At 62.8% G+C, this 22,067-nt stretch carries 21 protein-coding genes; 14 read left to right on the top strand and 7 right to left on the bottom strand.

Annotated features, from left to right (window positions below; translation table 11 throughout):
* The first annotated feature begins 121 nt into the window (after positions 1–121).
* Entirely contained in the window at positions 122–1,804 is a 1,683-nt protein-coding gene (gene hutU / locus EAY64_RS03540) for a urocanate hydratase (RefSeq protein WP_103523416.1), read from the top strand.
* 216 nt (positions 1,805–2,020) lie between these two features.
* Positions 2,021–3,553, top strand: a complete 1,533-nt coding sequence (hutH, locus tag EAY64_RS03535; protein ID WP_103523415.1) for a histidine ammonia-lyase — start codon at positions 2,021–2,023, stop codon at positions 3,551–3,553.
* 68 nt (positions 3,554–3,621) lie between these two features.
* On the opposite strand, the gene EAY64_RS03530 is transcribed toward hutH, so the two are convergent.
* The 4 genes from EAY64_RS03530 to EAY64_RS03515 form a co-directional block, all read right to left on the bottom strand.
* On the bottom strand, positions 3,622–4,746 hold the full coding sequence (locus EAY64_RS03530) for an SLC13 family permease (RefSeq protein WP_103523414.1): 1,125 nt from the start codon (positions 4,744–4,746) through the stop codon (positions 3,622–3,624).
* A 58-nt stretch (positions 4,747–4,804) separates the two neighbouring features.
* On the bottom strand, positions 4,805–5,104 hold the full coding sequence (locus tag EAY64_RS03525; RefSeq protein ID WP_103523413.1) for a superinfection immunity protein: 300 nt from the start codon (positions 5,102–5,104) through the stop codon (positions 4,805–4,807).
* Between the two features lie 92 nt (positions 5,105–5,196).
* Positions 5,197–5,778: a uracil-DNA glycosylase family protein gene (locus EAY64_RS03520; protein ID WP_103523412.1), complete on the bottom strand. Its 582-nt coding sequence runs from the start codon at positions 5,776–5,778 to the stop codon at positions 5,197–5,199.
* Between the two features lie 81 nt (positions 5,779–5,859).
* On the bottom strand, positions 5,860–6,753 hold the full coding sequence (locus EAY64_RS03515) for a DMT family transporter (protein WP_103523411.1): 894 nt from the start codon (positions 6,751–6,753) through the stop codon (positions 5,860–5,862).
* 83 nt (positions 6,754–6,836) lie between these two features.
* Here EAY64_RS03515 and EAY64_RS03510 point away from each other — a divergent pair, with 83 nt between their 5' ends.
* On the top strand, positions 6,837–7,415 hold the full coding sequence (locus tag EAY64_RS03510; protein WP_103523410.1) for a helix-turn-helix transcriptional regulator: 579 nt from the start codon (positions 6,837–6,839) through the stop codon (positions 7,413–7,415).
* Positions 7,416–7,477: 62 nt separating this feature from the next.
* On the opposite strand, the gene EAY64_RS03505 is transcribed toward EAY64_RS03510, so the two are convergent.
* Together EAY64_RS03505 and EAY64_RS03500 are read right to left on the bottom strand one after the other, a co-directional pair.
* On the bottom strand, positions 7,478–8,017 hold the full coding sequence (locus EAY64_RS03505; protein WP_103523409.1) for a DUF2059 domain-containing protein: 540 nt from the start codon (positions 8,015–8,017) through the stop codon (positions 7,478–7,480).
* Positions 8,018–8,210: 193 nt separating this feature from the next.
* Entirely contained in the window at positions 8,211–8,783 is a 573-nt protein-coding gene (locus EAY64_RS03500; protein WP_103523408.1) for an RBBP9/YdeN family alpha/beta hydrolase, read from the bottom strand.
* Between the two features lie 211 nt (positions 8,784–8,994).
* Here EAY64_RS03500 and EAY64_RS03495 point away from each other — a divergent pair, with 211 nt between their 5' ends.
* From EAY64_RS03495 to EAY64_RS03470, 6 genes are all read left to right on the top strand, one after another.
* The gene (locus tag EAY64_RS03495) at positions 8,995–9,993 is read left to right on the top strand and encodes a sulfate ABC transporter substrate-binding protein (protein ID WP_103523407.1); all 999 of its coding nucleotides are present in this window, start codon (positions 8,995–8,997) and stop codon (positions 9,991–9,993) included.
* A 157-nt stretch (positions 9,994–10,150) separates the two neighbouring features.
* Positions 10,151–10,924 carry an alpha/beta fold hydrolase gene (locus EAY64_RS03490; protein ID WP_103523406.1) on the top strand — a complete coding sequence of 258 codons (774 nt, stop codon included), beginning with the start codon at positions 10,151–10,153 and terminating at the stop codon, positions 10,922–10,924.
* Positions 10,914–11,840: an alpha/beta hydrolase family protein gene (locus EAY64_RS03485; protein ID WP_103523405.1), complete on the top strand. Its 927-nt coding sequence runs from the start codon at positions 10,914–10,916 to the stop codon at positions 11,838–11,840. Before EAY64_RS03490 ends, EAY64_RS03485 begins: the two co-directional genes overlap by 11 nt.
* Before the next feature lie 262 nt (positions 11,841–12,102).
* A complete protein-coding gene (locus EAY64_RS03480; RefSeq protein WP_103523404.1) occupies positions 12,103–12,777 on the top strand; it encodes a CsgG/HfaB family protein in 675 nt (224 codons plus the stop codon).
* Between the two features lie 18 nt (positions 12,778–12,795).
* The gene (locus EAY64_RS03475) at positions 12,796–13,149 is read left to right on the top strand and encodes a DUF4810 domain-containing protein (RefSeq protein WP_103523403.1); all 354 of its coding nucleotides are present in this window, start codon (positions 12,796–12,798) and stop codon (positions 13,147–13,149) included.
* 9 nt (positions 13,150–13,158) lie between these two features.
* Complete coding sequence (locus tag EAY64_RS03470; protein WP_103523402.1) at positions 13,159–13,821, top strand: DUF799 domain-containing protein; 663 nt, start codon at positions 13,159–13,161, stop codon at positions 13,819–13,821.
* Positions 13,822–13,890: 69 nt separating this feature from the next.
* On the opposite strand, the gene pyk is transcribed toward EAY64_RS03470, so the two are convergent.
* Positions 13,891–15,300 carry a pyruvate kinase gene (pyk, locus tag EAY64_RS03465; protein WP_103523401.1) on the bottom strand — a complete coding sequence of 470 codons (1,410 nt, stop codon included), beginning with the start codon at positions 15,298–15,300 and terminating at the stop codon, positions 13,891–13,893.
* Positions 15,301–15,921: 621 nt separating this feature from the next.
* Between pyk and glpK the strand changes: the two genes are divergently transcribed.
* The 5 genes from glpK (at position 15,922) to yddG (ending at position 22,043) form a co-directional block, all read left to right on the top strand.
* Positions 15,922–17,418, top strand: coding sequence for a glycerol kinase GlpK (gene glpK, locus EAY64_RS03460; protein WP_103523400.1), 1,497 nt, complete (start codon positions 15,922–15,924; stop codon positions 17,416–17,418).
* A gap of 225 nt (positions 17,419–17,643) precedes the next feature.
* Complete coding sequence (locus EAY64_RS03455; protein WP_103523399.1) at positions 17,644–18,348, top strand: MIP/aquaporin family protein; 705 nt, start codon at positions 17,644–17,646, stop codon at positions 18,346–18,348.
* 309 nt (positions 18,349–18,657) lie between these two features.
* Positions 18,658–20,196: a glycerol-3-phosphate dehydrogenase gene (gene glpD, locus EAY64_RS03450; RefSeq protein ID WP_199734379.1), complete on the top strand. Its 1,539-nt coding sequence runs from the start codon at positions 18,658–18,660 to the stop codon at positions 20,194–20,196.
* Positions 20,197–20,334: 138 nt separating this feature from the next.
* Entirely contained in the window at positions 20,335–21,069 is a 735-nt protein-coding gene (locus tag EAY64_RS03445) for a helix-turn-helix transcriptional regulator (RefSeq protein WP_103523417.1), read from the top strand.
* A 77-nt stretch (positions 21,070–21,146) separates the two neighbouring features.
* Positions 21,147–22,043 (top strand): aromatic amino acid exporter YddG, encoded by an 897-nt coding sequence (yddG, locus tag EAY64_RS03440; RefSeq protein ID WP_103523398.1) that lies wholly within the window; start codon positions 21,147–21,149, stop codon positions 22,041–22,043.
* The last annotated feature ends 24 nt before the right edge of the window (positions 22,044–22,067 follow it).

Below are 22,067 nucleotides of genomic sequence, written 5' to 3'. Positions count from 1 at the left end.
GCAGACAGTACATGGCGTACGGCAAGGCGGCGCAACGCTGGAGCGAGGGTTTTGTTATCGGTTCCCGGTAAGGAATTCAGGGCAGTTGCCCGCCAACATGGCAGTACCAAGGAGACAACCCATGAGCGCATCACAACAAGACAGCCGTTTCGACCCGACTCGCGTCATCCGCGCCCCGCGCGGCACCGAGCTCTCCTGCAAGAGCTGGCTGACCGAAGCCGTCTACCGCATGATCCAGAACAATCTGGACGCCGAAGTGGCCGAGCATCCGCAAAGCCTGGTGGTGTATGGCGGCATTGGCCGCGCTGCCCGCAACTGGGAGTGCTACGACACCATTCTGGACGTGCTCAAGCGCCTGGAAGACGACCAGACCCTGCTGATCCAGTCCGGCAAGCCGGTGGGCGTGTTCAACACCCATGCCGATGCGCCGCGCGTGCTGATCGCCAACTCCAATCTGGTGCCGCACTGGGCCAACTGGGAACACTTCAACGAGCTGGATAAAAAGGGCCTGATGATGTACGGCCAGATGACTGCCGGCTCCTGGATCTACATCGGTTCGCAAGGCATCGTACAAGGCACTTATGAGACATTCGTTGCCGTCGCCCGCCAGCATTTCGACGGCAAGGCGCAAGGCCGCTGGATTCTGACCGGTGGTCTGGGTGGCATGGGTGGTGCGCAGCCGCTGGCCGCCACCATGGCCGGCTTCAGCATGCTGGCGGTCGAGTGTGACGAAAGCCGCATCGATTTCCGCCTGAAAACCCGTTATGTCGACCGCAAGGCCACATCGCTTGACGAGGCGCTGGCCATCATCGAAGACGCCAAGCACAGCGGCAAGGCCGTATCGGTCGGCCTGCTGGGTAATGCCGCTGACGTGTTCACCGAGCTGGTGAACCGTGGGATCACCCCGGATGTGGTGACCGACCAGACCTCCGCCCACGACCCGGTGCACGGCTACCTGCCGCAAGGCTGGACGGTGGAAGAGTGGCGTGCCAAGCAGCAAAACAGCGCCGCTGAAATTACCGCCGCCGCCAAGAAGTCCATGGCGGTGCAAGTACGCGCCATGCTGACCCTGCAGGAGCGCGGCGCCGCCACGCTGGACTACGGCAACAACATCCGCCAGATGGCGCTGGAAGAGGGCGTACAGAATGCCTTCGACTTCCCCGGCTTTGTCCCGGCCTATGTTCGCCCGCTGTTCTGCGAAGGCATTGGCCCCTTCCGCTGGGTGGCGCTGTCCGGCGACCCGGAAGACATCTACAAGACCGACGCCAAGGTGAAAGAGCTGATCCCGGATGATCCGCACCTGCACAACTGGCTGGACATGGCGCGTGAACGCATCAGCTTCCAGGGCTTGCCGGCACGTATCTGCTGGGTGGGCCTGAAAGATCGCGCCCGTCTGGGTGCGGCCTTCAACGAAATGGTGAAGAATGGCGAACTCAAGGCGCCGATCGTGATTGGCCGTGACCATCTGGACTCCGGTTCGGTGGCTTCGCCCAACCGCGAAACCGAATCCATGCTGGATGGCTCGGATGCCGTGTCCGACTGGCCGCTGCTCAACGCCCTGCTGAATACCGCCGGCGGTGCCACCTGGGTCTCCTTGCACCACGGCGGTGGTGTGGGCATGGGCTTCTCGCAGCACTCCGGCGTGGTGATCGTGTGTGATGGCAGCGATGAAGCCGCCAAGCGCGTGGGCCGCGTGCTGCGCAACGACCCGGGCACCGGCGTGATGCGTCATGCCGATGCGGGCTACGACATCGCCAGGAACTGCGCCCGTGAGCAGGGCCTGGATCTGCCGATGCTGAAATAAGCCAGGTAGAGAATGCCCCATCCAGCGTTGCGCCTCCTTGCCGTACTCCGTGTACTGTCTGCGTCGGCGCGCCTTGACTGGGGCATTCTCTGTGCAGAAATCACGTCATCAGCGTTATTGCCCTGCCATTGGAGGCAGGGCATGCACGATAACAAGAACATATCCGGCCACGCCTGCGGGCGTGAGGCCAGCTGACAATCAATAGAGACTGAAACCATGAGCATTCTCAATATCGTACCGGGCCAACTGACACTGGCCGACCTGCGCCGCGTTTCACGTGAAACCGGCCTCAAGCTGCAACTGGATGCCAGCAGCCACGCCGGCATCGACGCCGCTGCCGCCACCGTGGCACGTGTGCTGTCCGAAGGGCGCACCGCCTATGGCATCAACACCGGCTTTGGCCTGCTGGCCAATACCCGCATCGCGGCGGACGAACTGGAGCTGCTGCAACGCTCCATCGTGCTGTCGCACGCAGCTGGCATTGGCGCGCCGATGGACGATTCCACCGTGCGTCTGGTGATGGCACTGAAAATCAACTCGCTGGCGCGTGGCTTCTCCGGCATCCGCCGTCAGGTGATCGAAGCCTTGGTCACCCTGTTCAACCACGGCATCTACCCGGTGATTCCGCAAAAGGGTTCGGTGGGCGCCTCCGGCGACCTGGCCCCGCTGTCGCATATGAGCGCGGTGCTGATCGGCGAGGGCGAAGCCTTCGTCAACGGCCAGCGCGTACATGGCCGGGAAGCCATGCTGGCCGCTGGTCTGCAGCCCATTACCCTGGCCCCGAAAGAAGGCCTGGCCCTGCTGAACGGCACGCAAGCCTCCACCGCCTTTGCCCTGGAAGGCCTGTTTGCGGCGGAAGACCTGTTCGCCTCGGCCGTGGTGGCGGGCTCGATGTCGGTGGAAGCGGCGCAGGGTAGCCGTACCCCGTTTGATGCGCGCATCCACGCCGTGCGCGGCCATGCCGGCCAGATCGACGCCGCCAGCGCCTACCGCGCGCTGCTGGAACACAGCGAAATCGAACACTCGCACGAAAACTGCGGCAAGGTGCAAGACCCGTACAGCCTGCGCTGCCAGCCGCAGGTGATGGGTGCCTGCCTGACCCAGATCCGCCACTCCGCCAGCGTGCTGGAAGTGGAAGCCAACTCGGTTTCGGACAATCCGCTGGTATTCAGCGACGACAACGACATCCTGTCCGGCGGCAATTTCCACGCCGAACCGGTGGCCTTTGCCGCCGATAACCTGGCGCTGGCCATTGCCGAAATCGGCTCGCTGTCCGAACGCCGCATGGCGCTGCTGATCGACAGCAACCTGTCCAAGCTGCCGCCCTTCCTGGTGAATAACGGCGGGGTGAACTCCGGCTTCATGATCGCCCAGGTCACCGGCGCGGCGCTGGCTTCGGAAAACAAATCGCTGGCGCACCCGGCTTCGGTGGACAGCCTGCCGACCAGTGCCAACCAGGAAGACCACGTATCGATGGCCACCTTTGCCGGTCGCCGCCTGCGCGACATGGCCGGTAACACGGCCGGCATTCTGGCTGTCGAGTTGCTGGCTGCCTGCCAGGGCGTGGATTTCCGCGCGCCACACAAGGCCAGCGCCAAGCTGGAAGAAGCCAAGGCCGAGCTGCGTGCACAAGTGTCCTTCTACGACAAGGACCGCTACTTCGCGCCGGACATCGAAAAAGCCGCAGCGCTGGTGGCCAGCGGCAGCTACAACCGCTTTGTCGCAGCTGGCCTGCTGCCCTCTTTGTAAGAACGGCCCTCAGTCAGGGATTTGGCCCGGCACCGTGATGGTAGCCGGGCTTTTTTGCGTGTGCTGGTTTAGCGCAGAAAGTAGCCCAGCACCCCGGCCAGCAGCAGCGCCGGCAGCGAATACAGATGAAACTGCATCCAGATGCCACGCTCGCCGGCCATGCGCAGGGCGATCAGATTGGCCAGCGAACCCAGCACACAGCCAAAGCCGCCGGCATTCACCGCATAGGCCAGTACCTTGTAGGCGCTGCTGTATTTCACCAGCAGGATGGTGGCCGGCACATTGCTGATCAGCTGTGAGCCTAGCAGGGCGGTCAGGTATAAGCCTGTGGTGTCCAGCCCGGCCACGGCATCGGTCCAGTGGCGTACCAGCGGCAGCTGGGTGAGCAGGCGGATATCAACAAACATCAGCATGAACACGGCGATCAGGCTCCAGTCCACCGCCAGCAGCAGGGCCGGGCGCAGCAAGGCCACTCCCGCCACGACGGCAGCCAGCCCCCAGCCGGGGTGGCCCGACTCCAGCGCCAGCACAAAACCGACATACAGCAAGGCGCATGCCGCCAGCAAGCGTGGCTGGTAGCCGCTGGCATCGTCATGCAGTTGGGTGTGGATCGGTTGCTTGGGAAAGGCCAGCGCGGTGGCCAGCAGCAGCAGGGCCGTGCAGCCCAGTGCCAGCGGGGCCATCTGCCAGGTGAAACCGGCAAAGGACAGCCCCGATAGCTGCCACAGCAGGATGTTTTGCGGATTGCCGATGGGAGTGAGCAAGGAGCCGGCATTCACCGCCAGTGCTTCGAAAATCACCAGCCGGCCAATCGGCAGGCCGGCCATGCCACGCAGGCTGAGGGTGAGCGGCACCACGATGAACAGCGCCACATCATTGGTGAGCACGGTGGACAGCAGGGCGGACATGCAGACCAGAAACAGCGCCAGCGCCCGTTCGTTTGGCAGACGGTTGATGATGAGCCGGCCCAGATGGCTCAGATAGCCGCTGGATTCCACGCCTTTGGTGAGCAAGAGCAGACCGGCCAGGGTGGCGATGGTGGGCCAGTCTATCCAGTGGGCAAACTGGCTGACGGCGGCCGGCTGCGGCAGCCACAGCAACAGCATCAGGATTAGCAGCACATGCAAGAGCCGGTCGCGCAGAAAGGGGCGCAACAGGGCAGAGAACAGCAGGCGGGGGAGGAAGGCAGACATGGCGGCAGCTTACGGGAAGGCTGCCGCCGGCAGCAAGGCAGCTGGCGGCGAAACCGGCTCAGTCCTGCGCGCGCAGGTCGTCACGCTTGATGGCCATGCCCATGGCGATGATCCAGGGAATCAGCAGCCAGCCACCCAGAATATTGAGCAGGGCAATGGTTTTCAGGCGCGGGCTTTTCACCAGCCAGGCGGTAATGGTGGGAATCAGGTAGGCCGGCAGCATGACAAGCACATCACCCAGCCACATGGCAGCGGTAACAAAATCCGGCTGGTTGGTGAAGGTGCCATACAGCCACAGCAGGAAGGCAAGAGCCAGCACGATGGCGCACAGGCCCTTGAGCAGATCGACAGGTTTCATGGCAGACAGGGTTGGTTCGGACAAGCGGCAAGAGTAATCACGCGCCGGGTGGTTTGGCAAACCAGCCGGTCAAATGTGCTGCAGAAAACCGTTCAGCTGGCGGTCAGCAGTTGTTCGACTCGCTGGCGCAGGGCCGGCAGTACCTCGGCGGCAAACCAGGGATTGCGCTGCAGCCACAGATTGTTGCGCGGGCTGGGGTGGGGCAGCGGCAAGATATGTGGCCAGCTGGCCTGCCAGTTGCGCACCGCTGTGGTGATATTGCCGGCATCCGGCAGATGCCAGGCCAGCGCATGCTGACCCAGCACCAGTGTCAGCTGCAGCGCGGGCAATTGCTGCAGCAAGGGGACACGCCAGTGGGCGGCACATTCCGGCCGTGGCGGCAGGTCGCCATGGGGGCCCGTGCCGGGATAGCAGAAACCCATGGGCAGAATGGCCACCAGTGTCGGGTCGTAAAACTGTGTGGCGTCCAGGCCCAGCCAGTCGCGCAGGCGTGCGCCACTGGCATCGTCAAACGGAATGCCCGAGGCATGCACCTTGCGGCCGGGCGCCTGCCCGGCAATCAGCAAGCGGGCTGCCGGGTGCAGCTGCAGCACCGGGCGCGGGCCCAGGGGCAGCTGTGCCGCGCACAGCTGGCAATGGCGAACCTGATCAAGCAGCGTGATGTAGTCGGACATGAAGCTGGGCCGGTGAAGCAGTGCAGCTGTTTATGCGCCGCTGTGCGGGTACTGGCAAGTGGTTTGTCCGTGCCCGGCGGTTCAGTGCGGGTTGCGGCTCCCCAGCTGGCTGATCAACACGCTGGCTACGATCAGCGCCGCGCCGCTGATGGCCATGATGCCCAGTTGTTCGCCGGCCAGCGCGCCCACCAGGCCGGCCCACACCGGCTCCATGGCATAGATGATGGTGGCACGGGTGGCGGGCACGGTTTTCTGTGCCCAGTTCATGGCGATCTGGATCAGCGCGGTAGCCAGACCCATGCCCAGCAGGCTCAGCAACAGGCCAGGCTGTGGTTGCGGGGCGGCTTCACCGCTGATCAGCCAGCCGCAGCCGGATAACAGGGCGACGGTCAGTAGCTGCACCACCGCCACCCGTCGTGGGTGGCACTGGCCGGCAAAGCGTCCGACCAGGCTGATTTCCAGCGCGATCATCGCAGCACCGGCCAAGGTCAGCCATTCACCCGCGCCGAAGTTGAAGTGCAGGCCGCGCGGGTCGGACAGCAGCACCAGTCCGGCAAAAGCGACAAGAATGCCCAGCCAGGCAGCCAGCCGGGGATGGCGGCGAAACAGCAACAGCTGGAATAGCGGCACCAGCGGCACATACAGCCCGGTGAGAAAGGCCGACTTGCTGCTGGGAATCAGCTGCAGGCCGAGAGTCTGCAGGCTGTAGCTGCCAAACAGCACACTGCCCACCAGCAGGCCGGTCAATAGTTCGGTGCGGCGGATGCCGGCCAGTTCGCGCCAGCACAGCAACATGGCAATCAGCCCGGCCACGGCAAAACGCAGGCCGACAAAGCCGAAGGGGCCGGCCCATTGCAAGGCGTTCTGCACCACCAGAAAGGTGCCGCCCCAGATCATGGTGACCACGATGAGCACCATATCGGGCAGGCGGGAGTGGCGTGGTGGCAGGCTGGCGCTGGCAGTCAGGGTAGTCATGATGGCGTGTCGTGCATTGCTGGTGGGGGATAAGTGCAATATAATGCACTTGTTATTATTTGTGCAATATATTGCTCAATGCCATGAGTAACGGTTCGCTGGAAGTAATGCAGAATGTGTCGGCCAATTTGCGCCTGGCGCGGCAGCAGCAGGGCTATAGCCAGGAGCGGCTGGCCGAGCTGGCCGGCATCAGCCGGCGCATGCTGGTGAATATCGAAGCCGGTGAAAGCAATGCCAGCATCGCCACCGTGGACAAGCTGGCCTCTGCGCTGGGAATGAGTTTTGCCGAGGTGGTGCGGCCGCCGCCACTGGCGGACAAGGAACTGGGGCTACCCCTGCGCATCTGGCAGGGGGTACAGGACGACAGCCATGGCAGCCTGCTGGAGTCGGTGCTCAAGCCCGGCATGACGCTGGAGCTGTGGCGCTGGCAGCTGGCGGCTGGTGACAGCTACCACGCCGAGGCCGATGCCCCCGGTTGCCACGAAGTGCTGTATATGCTGGATGGCCAGCTGGAATTACTGCTGCCCCAGCAACAGCAGCGGCATGTGCTGCAGGCCGGGCAGTCCCTCACTTTTGCCCTGGACCAGGTGTACAGCTATCACAATCCGGGCCTGGTGGTCTGCGCGTTTACCAAGAGCATCCTGATGTACCCGCATGCCTGACTACCCTGTGGGCAATGCAAAACGGCCCGTACGGGCCGTTGCTGCTGCGGGTCAAGCCAGGCTTACTTGGTAATGGACTTGCCATAGGCCTCGGCAGCGCTGCGCATTTTCGGCAGCAGGGTTTTTTCGGCCGAACCCAGCATGCTCTTCATGATGCCGTCGATCACCAGCGGCTGCTGTTTCATCAGCTTCTGGCCAGCGGGCGTCTTGTAGAAAGCCACGATCTGCTGCATTTCGGCGGCGGAGAACTGGGCGCTGTAATTCTTGACCACTTCCTGTTCAAACTGCTTTTTCACTGCGGGCGAGTTGAAATAATCGGTCGCGCTCTTGTGCACGCCATCCGCGTAGCCCTTGAAGCCATCCTGGGCCTTCTTTTGTTGTTCTGCGGTCAGGTTGATCTTGTTCTTGACGAAATATTCCTGCAGCAGCGGGGCGGCCGAACCGGTAGTGCGGTTGGCCAGGTCGTTCGGCATATTGTTCAGGCCGATCACCTGGGCCAGTTCCTTGGCGGCGGCATCCTGTGCGGCATCGGCATGGGCCAGCATGGGCAGGGTCAGCGCAATGGCGGCAATGGCGGTCTTGATCGGGCTAGCAGCAAACATGGGACATCCTTTTGGGAATAAGAGCGGGTGACAAGCATGCTGCAGCGCAGGTCTTGCGGCAGGAAAACCAGCTGTCAGCCGCTCTGGGCATCAGAAACAGGCTGGCAGGGAGTGTGACACTGCCGGCCAGCGCGGTCAAAGATGCTTGGATGACATCAGAAAAGGACAGTTCCCGCCGCAGCGGGTGAGCGCATCAGGCCGCCGCCTGGCGCTGGGCGCGGGCGCGCTCCAGCAAGGGCGGCAGCAAGGCCAGCCCTTCTTCCCACTGGGTATGGCCGGAGGCCACATTGATATGCCCGGCCTGCGGCAGCCAGGTGAGCGGGCTTTGCCAGTAGCCGGCCAGCCGCGCTGCACGGGCCGGCTTGCAGAAAGGGTCGTTGTCGCTGGCTACCACCCGGCTGACAAAGGGCAAGGGCTGGCGTGGCAGCGGAGCGAAGGGCTGCAGTTCGCGCGGGACGAAAGGACGCTCCACATCAGCCGGAGCCACCAGCAGCGCGGCGGCAATGCGCTCAGGGTGGCGGCGCGCATAGTGCGCCACGGTAATGCAGCCCAGGCTGTGGGCGATGACGATGGCCGGACGGCGCGCTTGTGACAGCGCCTGCTCCAGCCCTTGCAGCCAGCTTTCCAGATCGGGCTGTTCCCAGTTGCTGTTCTCCACCCGGATGGCCTGCAGGCGCTGCTGCCAATGGCTTTGCCAGTGGTCGGCACCACTTCCCTTCCAGCCGGGCTGGATGATGAAATCGAAATCGTCGGCAAATCGCGTCATGGCGCAGTCCTTATCCTGAAGTCGCTACTATAGGACAAACCAAATAGCTCAAAAAGTAATAAATAATTGTTTTTATATGCAATTTAGAAATTAACAGCACGGTTTGCATAGACTTAATTCGAATAACAGAATGAAAAACAATCATTTCTGGAACTAAACAAATCCTGATTACAGTGTGGCCCATACCAGCCCATAGCCTCAGGAGCCACCCATGACTATCCGCACCAATCTGAAAGCGCTGGCAGCCGTGCTGCTGCTGGCCGTGAGCCCGCTCAAGGCGGCCGAATTGCTCAATGTGTCCTACGATCCGACCCGCGAACTCTACCAGGACGTGAACAAGGCCTTTGCCGAGCAGTGGAAGAAAAAAACCGGCGAAGAACTCACCATCAAGCAGTCGCACGGTGGTTCGGGCAAGCAGTCGCTGTCCATCCAGCATGGTCTGGCGGCCGATGTGGCCACACTGGCACTGGCCTACGACATCGATGTGCTGGCTGACGAAGGCCTGCTGCCGAAAAACTGGCAAAGCCGCCTGCCGGACAATAGCTCGCCCTATACCTCCACCATCGTGTTCCTGGTGAAAAAGGGGAATCCGAAAGGCATCAAGGACTGGGGGGACCTAGTGCGCAATGATGTACAGGTGATCACGCCCAATCCGAAAACCTCCGGCGGCGCACGCTGGAACTATCTGGCGGCCTGGGGCTATGCCCTGAAGAAAAACGGCGGCAATGAGGCCAAGGCGCGGGCTTATGTCAGCGAACTGTACAAGCATGTGCCGGTGCTGGACTCCGGTGCGCGTGGTGCCACGCTGACCTTTACCCAACGCGGCCTGGGTGATGTGCTGCTGGCCTGGGAAAACGAAGCCGTGCTGGCCATCAAGGAAATGGGGCCGGACAAGTTCGATATCGTGACGCCGTCGATTTCCATTCTGGCCGAGCCGCCGGTGGCGGTGGTGGACAAGGTGGTGGACAAGAAAGGCACGCGCAAGCAGGCCGAGGCTTACCTGAAGTTCCTGTACACCCCGGAAGGCCAGACCATTGCCGCCGAAAACTACTACCGTCCGCGTGATCCCAAGATTGCGGCCAAGTATGCCAGCCAGTTTCCCAAGGTAAAGCTGTTCACCCTCAAGGATGTATTTGGCGACTGGCGTGCTACCCAGAAAAAGCACTTTGCCGATGGCGGTGTGTTCGACCAGCTCTACAGCAAGAAATAACAGCAGCGTCAGCGCTGTTACAGACCACAGACCACAGGCCGCAGCATGCGGCCTGTTTTCTTGTCAGCCTGGTGTTTAAAAAACGGCGGCCTGCGCGCGCCTGCCCGCTCGCGGTAGACTATGCCCTGCGTTTTCATGCCATGGGACGATAGGCTTCATGCAGGTTTTTCACAGTCAGTACGGCGCCTTGCGCTATCACGATCTGCCCGGTAGCGGTGTGCCGCTATTGTTCATCCATGGCCTGGGCTGTGCCGGTTCCAGCGACTTCCCGCGCGTGGCGGCAGACGCGGCACTGGCGGGAAAGCGCCGGCTGCTGCTGGACTTGCTGGGGTCTGGTTTTTCCGACCGGCCCGATGACTTTGCCTATACCATCGCCGCCCATGCCGAAACGGTAGCCGGCCTGATCGATCACCTCGGCCTGTCGCCGCTGGACATCGTCGGCCACAGCATGGGCGGTGCGGTGGCGATTGCCGCCAGCAGCCTGCGTCAGCACAAGGTGGCAAGGCTGGTATTGCTGGAGCCTAATCTGGATGCCGGTGGCGGCCCCTTCAGTCGTGCGCTGGCGGCCATGAGCGAAGACGAATTCATCCAGCGCGGCCAGCGCCGCATGGCGCGGCTGGCCAGTCGCGCAGGCAGCCCGCTGTGGGCCGGCTCGCTGGTGGCCAGTCATGCGCCAGCGGTGCACCGGGCGGCAGTGTCGCTGGTGGCCGGGTCAGAACCTGGCTGGCGCGAGCTGTTGCACGCGCTGAACATGCCTCGCGATGTAGTGGTGGGTGAGCGCTCCTTGCCACAGCCTGCGCTGACCCGGCTGGCGCAAGATGGTGTGAGCGTGCACGTACTGGCCGAGGCCGGCCATGCGATGAGCGAGGACAACCCTGCCGGCCTGGCGACCCTGCTGGCTGGCATTCTGGAGCGTGATCATGTGGCGTGAATATCGTTGTTACCGCCGAGCCCTGCTGCTGGCCCTCAGTCTGGTGCTGCCGGTACGGGCCGCCAGTTTGCCTGCCCCGCAGGAAGTCAGCATCCCGCTGCCCGGTGCCGGTGTGTTTGGCAGCACGCTGGACATGCCGGCCCTGCTGTACCGCCCCGCCGGGGACGGACCGTTTCCGGTCTTGCTGTTTTCCCATGGCAGGGCCGGTAGCACGGCAGAGCGGCATCAGCTGAAATATCCGCTGGGCCGCAGCCAGCTGGCCTACTGGCTGGACAAGGGTTTCATCATCGTGGCGCCCATCCGGCCGGGCTATGGCAGCACTGGTGGTGGCGACCCGGAATATCACAGCGCCCACATGCTGGCGCCGGGCCAGTGCAGCGGTCAGCCTGATTTTCGTCATACCGCCGAGGCGGGCGGTGCTGCAGTGCAGGCCGCCATCCGCTGGATTGGCCAGCAGCCCTGGGGGGCGGGCCAGCCCATCGTGCTGGAAGGGCAGTCGGTAGGCGGTTTGCTGACGGTGGCGGTGGGCGCCACCACCCCGCCCGGGGTGATCGGCTATATCAATTTTGCCGGCGGCGCCGGGGGCAATCCGGAAAAATCACCAGGACAAAGCTGCGAGCCAGAACAGCTGACCCGCCTGTATGGCGAACTGGGCCGGCATACCACCCTGCCCAATCTGTGGATCTACGCCGAGAACGACCAGTACTGGGGGCCGGATGAGCCGGTGGCCTGGCATCAGGCCTTTGCCGCTGGCGGCAGCCCGACGCGCTTTGTCCACGCGCCGGCCGTGGCAGATGGCGATGGCCATGGGCTGAGCCGGCATCCCGCCGCCAACTGGGCCGCCTATCTGGACGCCTTTCTGCGCGATCTTCCCGCCACGGCCCGGCGCGCGCCAGGGCCGTCCAGCCAGCCCTGAACTGCGCCCGGCCAGCACGCGGTGCTGGCTGATCTGCATCAAGCAAATGGTATTTTGCGCCGGCCTTTGGCGCTGGGATGGACATGCCACAAGCCTTGCCTGGCAAGGGAAAGACACGGCCTTTCAGCATCCGGTTTATTCCGAACAGTATTTTACGGTATTCATTTTATGACTTGGGAATAGTAGCATGGTCGTCCGTCATGACCTGCCACTATTGCGCCGCCGTCATTTGTAAAAACCGTAATGCTCGTATTGGAGAAAGATGTTGAAACAAAAAGCTTCCGTCCTGTTGGCCGTGGCTGTGCTGGCTACGCTGGCCGGCTGTGCCACCGAGAGTTCGCAGTCGCTGGCCGTGGCGCAGGTAAACAGTGTTGCCAAACCTTACGCCGGGGTGCGGGCGCCGATTTCCATTGGCAAGTTCGATAACCGTTCCAGTTATGCGCGCGGCTTGTTCTCTGATGGCGTCGACCGTCTGGGCAGCCAGGCCAAGACCATCCTGACCACGCATCTGCAGCAAAGCGGCCGCTTCAGCGTGCTGGACCGTGAAAACATGGCGGAAACCAAACAGGAAGCCAGCATCAAGCAGCAGTCGCAAAAGCTGAAGGGTGCCGATTATGTGGTGACGGGTGATGTCACCGAGTTTGGCCGCAAGGAAGTGGGCGACCAGCAGCTGTTCGGCATTCTGGGCCGTGGCAAGCAGCAGATTGCCTATGCCAAGGTCAACCTGAACATCGTCAATGCCGCGACCTCGGAAGTGGTGTACTCCACCCAGGGGGCGGGTGAGTACAGCCTGTCCAATCGTGAAGTGATCGGTTTTGGCGGCACCGCCAGCTATGACTCGACGCTGAACGGCAAGGTGCTGGATCTGGCCATCCGCGAGGCGGTCAACCGCCTGACCGATGCGGTGGATTCCGGTGCCTGGCAGCCTGCCCGCTAACCCGACAAGGCCCATTCCATGATGAAAGCCAACACCCCACGCCTTGCCTTGCTGGTGGCGGCCTGCAGCCTGCTGGCTGCTTGCGCCCAGGCACCGAAAACCCTCTACCAGTGGGAAGCTTACCAGCCGCAAGTGTATGAACACTTCAAGGGGCAGAGTCCGCAGCAGCAGATCACCGAGCTGGAAAAGGGGCTGGAGCGCATTGCTGCCAAGGGTAATGTGCCGCCGCCAGGCTACCGTGCCCACCTGGGCATGCTGTATGCCGAAACCGGTCGTGACGATCTGGCCTTGCAGCAATTGCAGGCCGAGAAGGCCGCTTTCCCCGAGTCGGCGGTCTACATCGACTTTCTGTTGAAGAAATACCAGAAGTAGGAAAGACAGATGCGACACACTTTTCGATTGATGATCTGCCTGATGGCTGCGGCGCTGCTCAGTGCCTGCGCCAGCCACCCGCCGGCCAAGCTCGATTACACCGCTTACAAGCAAAGTAATCCCAGGACCATTCTGGTGCTGCCACCGCTGAACAACTCACCGGATGTCAACGCCAGCTACAGCGTGCTATCCCAGCTGAGCTACCCGCTGGCTGAATCCGGCTACTACGTGTTGCCGGTGGCGCTGGTGGATGCCACCTTCAAGCAGAATGGCCTGACAGTGGCCGGTGATATCCATCAGGTGGCACCAGCCAAGCTGCGTGAAATCTTTGGTGCCGATGCCGCGCTGTATGTCACGATCAGCAAGTATGGCTCGACCTATACCGTGCTGGACAGCGTGACCGTGGTGACGGCTTCGGCGCGGCTGGTCGATTTGCGCAGCGGAGTGGAGCTATGGAAGGGCCATGCCAGTGCATCCAGTGCCGAAAACCAGAACAACTCTGGTGGTGGCCTGGTGGGCATGCTGATCAGTGCTGCGATCAGGCAGGTTGCCAACAACCTGAGTGACAGTGGCCATGATGTGGCGGGCGTGACCAGCCTGCGGCTGTTGTCGGCCGGCCATCCCAATGGCTTGCTGTTCGGACCGCATTCGCCGCGTTACGGCACCGACTGAGCAAACTGGACAAGACAAAGCCGCCAGCGGATGACTCCGTTGGCGGCTTTTTTCATGCGGCAATCAATATCAGGGATAGACGATGCGCAGCAGGTTGGTGGCACCCGGGGTGCCGAAAGGTACGCCAGCGATGATCACCATCGGCTTGCCCTGTTCGGCCAGGCCCAGTTTGGTGGCGCAGAAGGTGGTTTTCACCACCATGTCTTCCAGGTTTTCCGCGTCCGGGCCGTTATAGGCCACCACGCCCCACACCAGGGTCAGGCGGCGGGCGGTGTCCAGCCGCGGCGAGATGCCCATGATGGGGGTATGCGGACGCTCGCGCGCCAGGCGCAGGCAGGTGGAGCCGGAGGTGGTGAAGGCGGCGGAGACGGTGACCGGCAGGATGGAGGCTACCTTGCGTACGCAGGCGGCAATGGCATCGGCCTGGCCGGGAGCCTCGGCCGCGCTGTAGTCCAGCGCCATCACCCGGCGGTAATCCGGTGCCCCTTCCACGCGGCGGATGACCCGGTCCATGATCTGCACTGCTTCCACCGGGAAGGCTCCGGCAGCGGTTTCGGCCGACAGCATCACCGCATCGGCACCTTCATACACGGCGGTGGCCACGTCATTGGCTTCGGCGCGGGTAGGGGTGGGCGCGGAAATCATCGATTCCAGCATCTGGGTGGCCACGATCACCGGGCGGCCCAGGTGGCGGCACTGGTGCACGATGCGGCGCTGTACTACCGGCACGTCTTCCGGCGGCAATTCCACGCCCAGATCGCCACGGGCCACCATCACCGCATCGGCCAGTTCGGCAATTTCGTCCAGCTGATCCACCGCTGACGGTTTTTCAATCTTCACCACGATGCCCACGCTGTTACCGATCATCTGGCGCAATTCACGCACGTCTTCGGCGGTTTGCACAAAGGACAGGGCGATCCAGTCGGCGCCTTCCTGCAGGGCGAATTCGGCGTCCTTGCGGTCTTTCGGGGTGATGGCCGACAAGGGCAGGATGGTTTGCGGCAGGTTGAAGCCCTTGCGGTCGGACAGCTCGCCGCCCACCGCCACCGTGGTGTGGATCACCCGGTCCTGCACGCGTTCCACGTGAAACGACAGCTTGCCGTCATTCACCAGAATGTGATGGCCGTGCTCCAGCGCGGCAAAGGCTTCCGGGTGAGGCAGGGTGACCTGCTCGGCATCGCCGTCCACCTGATCCAGCACAAAGCGGTAGGGCTGGCCGGTGCGGACGGTGACCGGGCCTTGCGGGAAAGTGCCGATGCGCAGCTTGGGGCCTTGCAGATCAACCAGCACGCCGATGGGGCGGCCCATTGCGGTTTCTGCGGCGCGGATGGCGGCCAGGCGGGCGCGGTGATCGTCGTGGCTGCCGTGGCTCATATTGAGCCGGAACACATTCACCCCGGCGCGAGCCAGCGCCAGGATCTGCTGCGGGCTGCTGGATGCCGGTCCCAGCGTGGCGAGAATTTTGGTATTGCGGAGCATGTCTTGGTCCTTGTCGATGCCCGGCCTGTGCTGCCGGCGGGCGTGAGGTGTTGTCCGGTGCGCCTGATCTGCAGGCTAGTTGCCTGCCAGGGTCTCTTTGTTTCCGCATCATGCTGCCACATCCGCGCTGTAGTGGCTGCGCTACCTTGCCGGTACTTGGTCTGGGTGTTGCCGTCTTGCCAGTAGACAAATTTTCCGGGTGCGAATCATGCGCGTTTTGCTTGCGCTGCGGTGGTCTGGTGTTGTTATTTTGCCTCGTCTGGCAAAATGCCTGGTTTGCTGCAAAGCAATAAAGGCGCAAATCCTTGTAGTGCAGTGCTTACAGACCATAGTCATTTGCGATATCGTGCGCTGCAAAACGGCCAGTTGGCCGTGGGCGGCGGGTCGGATTTCAGCAAGCAGCGAAAGTTTTATGCGTGTTGATTGACAGCTGAATCGTGACAACTAGAATTGGCCGAAAATAAAACGAACAATATAAATACAAAAAACAACATAACAAAGATTGCTGCCTCGCTTTCCCGGCCAGTATGGCGGGGAGGTCAGAGGTGATGCCGTCAATACCAGTCAGCAAAAAGCGCTCGGCCCGCAACGGCCCTTTGGATTGCAAAGGAGACACCTCACATGAAAAACCAGTTCATCCTGGCTCTGGACCAGGGAACCACCAGTTCCCGCGCCATTCTGTTCAACCAGGCTGGCGACATTGTTTCGCTGGCACAAAAGGAATTCCGCCAGATCTACCCCCAGCCGGGCTGGGTAGAGCACGACCCGCAGGAGATCTGGGGCGGTCAGGCCGGTGTCGCGGCCGAAGCCGTGGCCAAGGCCGGTATCGATGGCCGCAGCATTGCCGCCATCGGCATTACCAACCAGCGCGAAACCACCATCGTGTGGGACCGTGAAACCAGCCTGCCGGTATACAACGCCATCGTCTGGCAAGACCGCCGCACGGCGGAATTTTGCGATCAGCTGAAGGAGCGCGGCCTTGCCGACGCCATCCGCAACAAGACCGGCTTGCCGGTGGATGCCTATTTCTCCGGCAGCAAGATCAAGTGGATTCTGGACAATGTGCCGGGCGCCCGTGCCCGCGCCGAAGCCGGCAAGCTGGCCTTTGGCACGGTGGACAGCTGGCTGATCTGGAATTTCACCCACGGCAAGGTGCACGTGACCGACGTGTCCAATGCCTCGCGCACCATGCTGTACAACATCCACAGCCAGCAGTGGGATGCCGAGCTCTTGGACATCATGGGCATCCCGGCCAGCATGCTGCCGGAAGTGAAAAGCTCCAGTGAAGTGTATGGCCACACCCACGCCGCCCATCTGGGCGTGGAAATCCCGATTGCCGGCGTGGCTGGCGACCAGCAGGCGGCGCTGTTCGGCCAGCAGTGCACCCGTCCGGGCATGGTGAAGAATACCTACGGCACCGGCTGCTTCATGATGATGAATACCGGCAGCAAGCCGATTGAATCCTCCAATAATCTGCTGACCACCATTGCCTGGAAGGTGGATGGCCAGGTGCAGTACGCGCTGGAAGGCTCCATTTTCATTGGCGGCGCGGTGGTGAAATGGCTGCGTGACGGCCTGGGCATCATCCGCCATTCGGCCGATGTCGGCCCGCTGGCGCAGGAAGTGGACAGCAGCGATGGCGTGTATCTGGTACCGGCCTTTGCCGGGCTGGGTGCGCCGCACTGGCAGCAGAATGCCCGCGGCACCATTGTCGGTGCCACGCTGGGCACCAAGGCCGCACATATCGCCCGTGCCGCGCTGGACAGCATCGCCTACCAGACCATGGATGTGCTCAAGGCCATGGAAGCCGATGCCGGCATGGCGATTGCCGAGCTGCGCGTGGATGGCGGTGCCACCGTCAACGAACTGCTGATGCAGTTCCAGTCCGACATCCTCGGCGTGGATGTGGTACGTCCGAAAATCACCGAAACCACCGCGCTGGGTGCCGCATATCTGGCGGGCCTGGCCGTGGGTTACTGGGATGGCGTGGCGGATATCCAGGGCCAGTGGCAGCTGGATCGCCGCTTCCAGCAGAACATGGCTGCCGAAGAGGTGAGCAGCAATGTCCGTGGCTGGAACCGCGCAGTCAACGCCGCCAAGGCCTGGGCTGAATCCTGAGAAGCAGACTGGCCGCCTGATCCTGCCGCCGCCATGCCCGGGCGGACGGTGGGCCGGATACACAATCCGGCGGTTGCTTTGCTTCATTTCCTGAGTGTCCATCGTGCAGCCGGCACGGCGACCTTGTGTCGCCAGCGGGCTGCCACGGTGGTAGCAGCACCGGGGAGAGCAGCTGTCTGCCAATGTAGCGGACGGTAGCGGGAGCCCTGGTGCGGAGACAAAATCATGAATCCTTTGTTTGGTGAATTTATCGGAACGGCCCTGTTGGTGTTGCTGGGCAATGGCGTGGTGGCCAATGTGCTGCTGAGCAATACCAAGGGCCATAACAGTGGCCTGATCGTGATTGCCTTTGGCTGGGCCATGGCAGTGTTTGTCGGTGTATTCAGTGTGGCGGCCATCAGCGGTGCCCACCTGAACCCGGCGGTGACCGTGGCGCTGGCAGTGGCCGGCAAATTCGAATGGGCGCGCGTGCCCGGTTATGTGCTGGCGCAGATGCTGGGCGGCATGATGGGGGCGCTGCTGGTGTGGGTGATCTACCGCAAGCACTACGAAACGACCGAATGTGCCGAGCTGAAGCTGGCCACCTTCTGCACCGGCCCGGCCATCCGCAGCCTGCCGGGCAACCTGTTGTCCGAGGTGCTGGCCACCTTTGTGCTGGTGTTTGCCATCCTCAGCATGGTGGCGCCCAAGATGTCGCTGGGGGCGATGGATGCCCTGCCGGTGGCGCTGCTGGTGCTGGGCATCGGGGTGTCGCTGGGCGGTACCACCGGCTATGCCATGAGCCCGGCGCGTGACCTGGCGCCGCGCATCATGCATGCCCTGCTGCCGATTCCCGGCAAGCGCTCCAGCGACTGGGGCTATGCCTGGGTGCCGGTGGTGGGCTCCTTGCTGGGTGCCACCCTGGCGGCGGTGACCTACACCCATCTGTGATTTTGCTTTGCTCCTGGTCGCCCCGGAGGTTCGGGGCCGGCAAGCCACCTGCGGGTGGCTTTTTTTATGCGCTTTGTTTGTCTGCCGCATGTGTGCTGGCGCGGCCAGGGGAGGGTGTATGGCGGGGGAAGCAAACAAAATTGTGGCCTATACGCACATTGTGGCGCACAAAACGAAAACAAACGAACATTTCATGTTGAATTTGTATTCGTATGACTCTATGCTAAGCAGCATCAACAAGCAGAATCCGCCTTCTTGCCCTGTAGCGACAGGCGCAGGCCGGATGCAGACAAGACCGAGGATTGCACTGTGAAACTCTATGACCTGATGGTGATTGGCGGCGGCATCAATGGCACCGGCATCGCACGCGATGCGGCTGGGCGCGGTCTGTCCGTGCTGCTGTGCGAAAAGGACGATCTGGCTTCGCACACCTCGTCGGCCAGCACCAAGCTGATTCATGGCGGCCTGCGTTATCTGGAATATTACGAATTCGGCCTGGTGCGCAAGGCGCTGCAGGAGCGTGAAGTGCTGCTCAAGGCGGCACCGCACATCATCTGGCCGCTGCGCTTTGTCATGCCGCATGACAGCAGCCAGCGCCCGGAGTGGATGATCCGCTGCGGCCTGTTTCTGTACGACCACCTGGCGCGGCGCGAAGTGCTACCCGGCTCGGAAACCATCAGCTTTGCCAGCCATCCCTCCGGCGCGCCGCTGCAGGCCGCTTTCAAGCGTGGTTTTGTCTATTCCGATGGCTGGGTGCAGGATGCCCGGCTGGTAGTGCTCAATGCCATGGCGGCCGCCGAACATGGCGCGCGCATTGTCACCCGCACCGCCTGTGTGGCAGCACGGCGCGAGGGCGAGCGCTGGATCTGCACCTTGCAGCATAGCGATGGCCAGCGTGAGCAGGTGGCGGCCCGTGCCGTGGTCAATGCCGCCGGCCCCTGGGTGGAAAGCCTGCTGAAAGACACCCTGCAGCTGCCGTCGCCCAAGTCCATCCGTCTGGTCAAGGGCAGCCATATCGTGGTGAACAAGCTGTTCGATCACCCCTATGCCTATATTTTCCAGAATCCGGACAAGCGCATCATTTTCGCCATCCCCTATGAAAACGACTTCACGCTGATTGGCACCACCGATGTGGAATACCACGGCGACCCCGGTGCCGTGGCTATCGATGCCGACGAGGTGGATTATCTGTGCCGCATGAGCAATCGTTATTTCAACAGCCAGATCGGCCCGGATGATGTGTTGAGCACCTATTCCGGCGTGCGCCCGCTGCTGGATGACGAAGCCAGCAATGCCTCCAGCGTGACCCGCGACTATGCGCTGGAGCTGGACGACGGTGCCGCGCCGATGCTGTCGGTGTTTGGCGGCAAGATCACCACCTACCGTAAGCTGGCGGAAGAGGCGGTGGATCGGCTGGCCCCGCTGCTGGGCAATGGCAAGCCTACCTGGACGGCTGGCGTGCCGCTGCCCGGCGGCGACATGCCGAATGCCGATGCTGCGGCATTTCTTGCCGCCAGTGCGCAGCGCTATCCCTGGTTGCCCACCGCTGTGCTGCAGCGCTATGTGAAGAGTTACGGCACGCGGCTGGCCACGCTGATCGGCAGTGCCAGCAAGCTGGCCGAGCTGGGGGCGGAAATCCTCCCCGGCGTGTACGAGGCCGAGCTGAGCTATCTGGTAGACCATGAATGGGCGCTCAGCGCCGAAGACATCCTGTGGCGGCGCAGCAAGCTGCGGCTGCATCTGCCGGCCGATGCCGGCGCCATCCTGGATGGCTGGCTGGCGCAGTACCGTGCCGGCGCTGGCCTGCGCCAGCCTGAGCTGCTGGTCGCGGGCAGCCAGCCGGGCTGAGTGATCGAGTTTGTTGTTGGCGTATCTTGTTGTATCGGGGCTTGCTCCCATCTCCTCCCCTGGCCCCACCTTTCACGGTGGGGCATTTTTTTGTCTGCAACTTGACGCCACCTTGTGGCCAACCAGTACCATGCCGCCATGCATACCACCGATACCCTGTTGCTGGAGCTGCGCAGCTATCAGCAGGAAAGCCAGCAGCACCAGCATGATTACCACCAGCTGGTGTTGCCGGCGCGTGGCCGGCTGGAGCTGGAGGTCGATGGCCGGGGCGGCCATGTCGAGGCCGGGCAACTGGCGGTGATCGCTGCGGGTAGCGATCACGGCTTTGCTGCGCCCGGCGACAATGCCTTTGTGGTGGCCAATGTGCCGACGGCGCTGGCCCCGCAATTGGCGCAGCTGCCGGCGTTCCTGCCGCTGGATGCCGGTCTGCTGGCCTATGTCGCCTTTTTGCGCGAGGAGTTGCAACGCCCCCAGACGGGTGAAAACGGGCGGCGGCAGATGTTGTTATTGCTGACGCAATTGCTGGCCGAGCGTGCCGGGGCCGGGCTGCAGCTGGACCGGCGCGTGGCAGCGGCGCGTGCGCTGCTGGATGCGCGCTTTGCCGAAGAAATCAGCCTGGCGCAACTGGCCACAGCCGCGCACCTGAGCGTGCGCCAGCTGTCCGAGCTGTTTCGCCGTCAGCTGGGCATGAGCCCCGGCCAGTACCAGCTGGAACAGCGCATGCAGCATGGCTGGCTGTTGCTGGAGCAGGGTAGTTTGCCGGTGCAGCAAGTGGCCGAGCACTGCGGCTATGCCAGCCTGTCCGCCTTCAGCGACCGCTTCCGCCGCCATTTCGGTATCGCTCCCAGCCATTTCCGCCATCCTGCCAAATAAGCCCGCCATCCCGGCAAAGCCGCGCTAGTGGCCGCGCATTAAGCTGGCGCATTGTCTTTCCATCACGGGTATTTGCCATGCTCAGCCGCCGCCAGGCTACCTTGATCGGCAGTCTGTCCATCGTGTTATGGGGCAGTCTGGCCCTGCTGACCCGGCTGACTGCCGGTGTGTTTCCGCCTTTCCAGTTGCTGGCGATGACCTTTGCGCTGGCCTTCGGCCTGATGCTGGCCAAATGGCTGCGCGCCGGTCAGTCGCCGCTCGGCTTTCTACGTCAGCCCCCATTGGCCTGGGCGCTGGGGGTGGGTGGTTTGTTCGGTTATCACTTTTGTTATTTTCTGGCCATGCGGCTGGCCCCGGCGGTGCAGGTGAGCCTGCTGGCTTATTTATGGCCGCTGCTGATTCTGCTGTTTTCCGCCATGCTGCCCGGCCATCGCCTGTCACGCTGGCATGTGCTGGGCGGCCTGTTGGCACTGGGTGGCTGCTGGCTGTTGCTGGGCGGCGGGCAAGGGGGCTTTGCCAGCCAGTATCTGCCCGGCTATCTGATGGCGCTGCTGTGCGCGCTGATCTGGTCGCTGTATTCGGTGGCCAGCAGGCTGGTGGCACAGGTGCCGACCGATGCCGTGGGCTGGTTTTGCGCAGGCACCGCGCTGCTGGGCGGGCTGTGCCATCTGTATGGCGAAACCACGGTGTGGTCCGCGCCGTGGTCGGCCTGGCTGGGCGTGCTGGCCCTGGGCCTGGGGCCGGTGGGTCTTGCCTTCTTTACCTGGGATATCGGCATGAAGCAGGGCAATCTGCCCTTGCTGGGGGTGTTGTCTTATGCCGCGCCGCTGATTTCCACCCTGCTATTGCTGGCGTGTGGTCTGGCCCAGCCCAGTGGCGCGCTGGCTTTGGCTTGTGTGGCCATCATCGGCGGGGCGGCGCTGGCGGCGCGGGCTGGCGGAGACCGGTTTAGAGCCGCTCACAAAACCTCGTAGAGCACCCGAGTCAAGGCGCGCCGA

It is taken from the genome of Aquitalea palustris (assembly GCF_003693445.1).
GTDB classification, from domain to species: Bacteria; Pseudomonadota; Gammaproteobacteria; order Burkholderiales; family Chromobacteriaceae; genus Aquitalea; species Aquitalea palustris.
Note: the sequence above shows the minus strand (reverse complement) of the source record. Positions and strands in the feature narration are given on the sequence as shown.

Bases quoted from the DNA above. Each gene is read 5' to 3' on its own strand.
- hutU (WP_103523416.1), top strand. From the start codon at position 122: ATGAGCGCATCACAACAAGACAGCCGTTTCGACCCGACTCGCGTCATC.
- hutH (WP_103523415.1), top strand. From the start codon at position 2,021: ATGAGCATTCTCAATATCGTACCGGGCCAACTGACACTGGCCGACCTG.
- EAY64_RS03530 (WP_103523414.1), bottom strand. From the start codon at position 4,746: ATGTCTGCCTTCCTCCCCCGCCTGCTGTTCTCTGCCCTGTTGCGCCCC.
- EAY64_RS03525 (WP_103523413.1), bottom strand. From the start codon at position 5,104: ATGAAACCTGTCGATCTGCTCAAGGGCCTGTGCGCCATCGTGCTGGCT.
- EAY64_RS03520 (WP_103523412.1), bottom strand. From the start codon at position 5,778: ATGTCCGACTACATCACGCTGCTTGATCAGGTTCGCCATTGCCAGCTG.
- EAY64_RS03515 (WP_103523411.1), bottom strand. From the start codon at position 6,753: ATGACTACCCTGACTGCCAGCGCCAGCCTGCCACCACGCCACTCCCGC.
- EAY64_RS03510 (WP_103523410.1), top strand. From the start codon at position 6,837: ATGAGTAACGGTTCGCTGGAAGTAATGCAGAATGTGTCGGCCAATTTG.
- EAY64_RS03505 (WP_103523409.1), bottom strand. From the start codon at position 8,017: ATGTTTGCTGCTAGCCCGATCAAGACCGCCATTGCCGCCATTGCGCTG.
- EAY64_RS03500 (WP_103523408.1), bottom strand. From the start codon at position 8,783: ATGACGCGATTTGCCGACGATTTCGATTTCATCATCCAGCCCGGCTGG.
- EAY64_RS03495 (WP_103523407.1), top strand. From the start codon at position 8,995: ATGACTATCCGCACCAATCTGAAAGCGCTGGCAGCCGTGCTGCTGCTG.
- EAY64_RS03490 (WP_103523406.1), top strand. From the start codon at position 10,151: ATGCAGGTTTTTCACAGTCAGTACGGCGCCTTGCGCTATCACGATCTG.
- EAY64_RS03485 (WP_103523405.1), top strand. From the start codon at position 10,914: ATGTGGCGTGAATATCGTTGTTACCGCCGAGCCCTGCTGCTGGCCCTC.
- EAY64_RS03480 (WP_103523404.1), top strand. From the start codon at position 12,103: ATGTTGAAACAAAAAGCTTCCGTCCTGTTGGCCGTGGCTGTGCTGGCT.
- EAY64_RS03475 (WP_103523403.1), top strand. From the start codon at position 12,796: ATGATGAAAGCCAACACCCCACGCCTTGCCTTGCTGGTGGCGGCCTGC.
- EAY64_RS03470 (WP_103523402.1), top strand. From the start codon at position 13,159: ATGCGACACACTTTTCGATTGATGATCTGCCTGATGGCTGCGGCGCTG.
- pyk (WP_103523401.1), bottom strand. From the start codon at position 15,300: ATGCTCCGCAATACCAAAATTCTCGCCACGCTGGGACCGGCATCCAGC.
- glpK (WP_103523400.1), top strand. From the start codon at position 15,922: ATGAAAAACCAGTTCATCCTGGCTCTGGACCAGGGAACCACCAGTTCC.
- EAY64_RS03455 (WP_103523399.1), top strand. From the start codon at position 17,644: ATGAATCCTTTGTTTGGTGAATTTATCGGAACGGCCCTGTTGGTGTTG.
- EAY64_RS03445 (WP_103523417.1), top strand. From the start codon at position 20,335: ATGCATACCACCGATACCCTGTTGCTGGAGCTGCGCAGCTATCAGCAG.
- yddG (WP_103523398.1), top strand. From the start codon at position 21,147: ATGCTCAGCCGCCGCCAGGCTACCTTGATCGGCAGTCTGTCCATCGTG.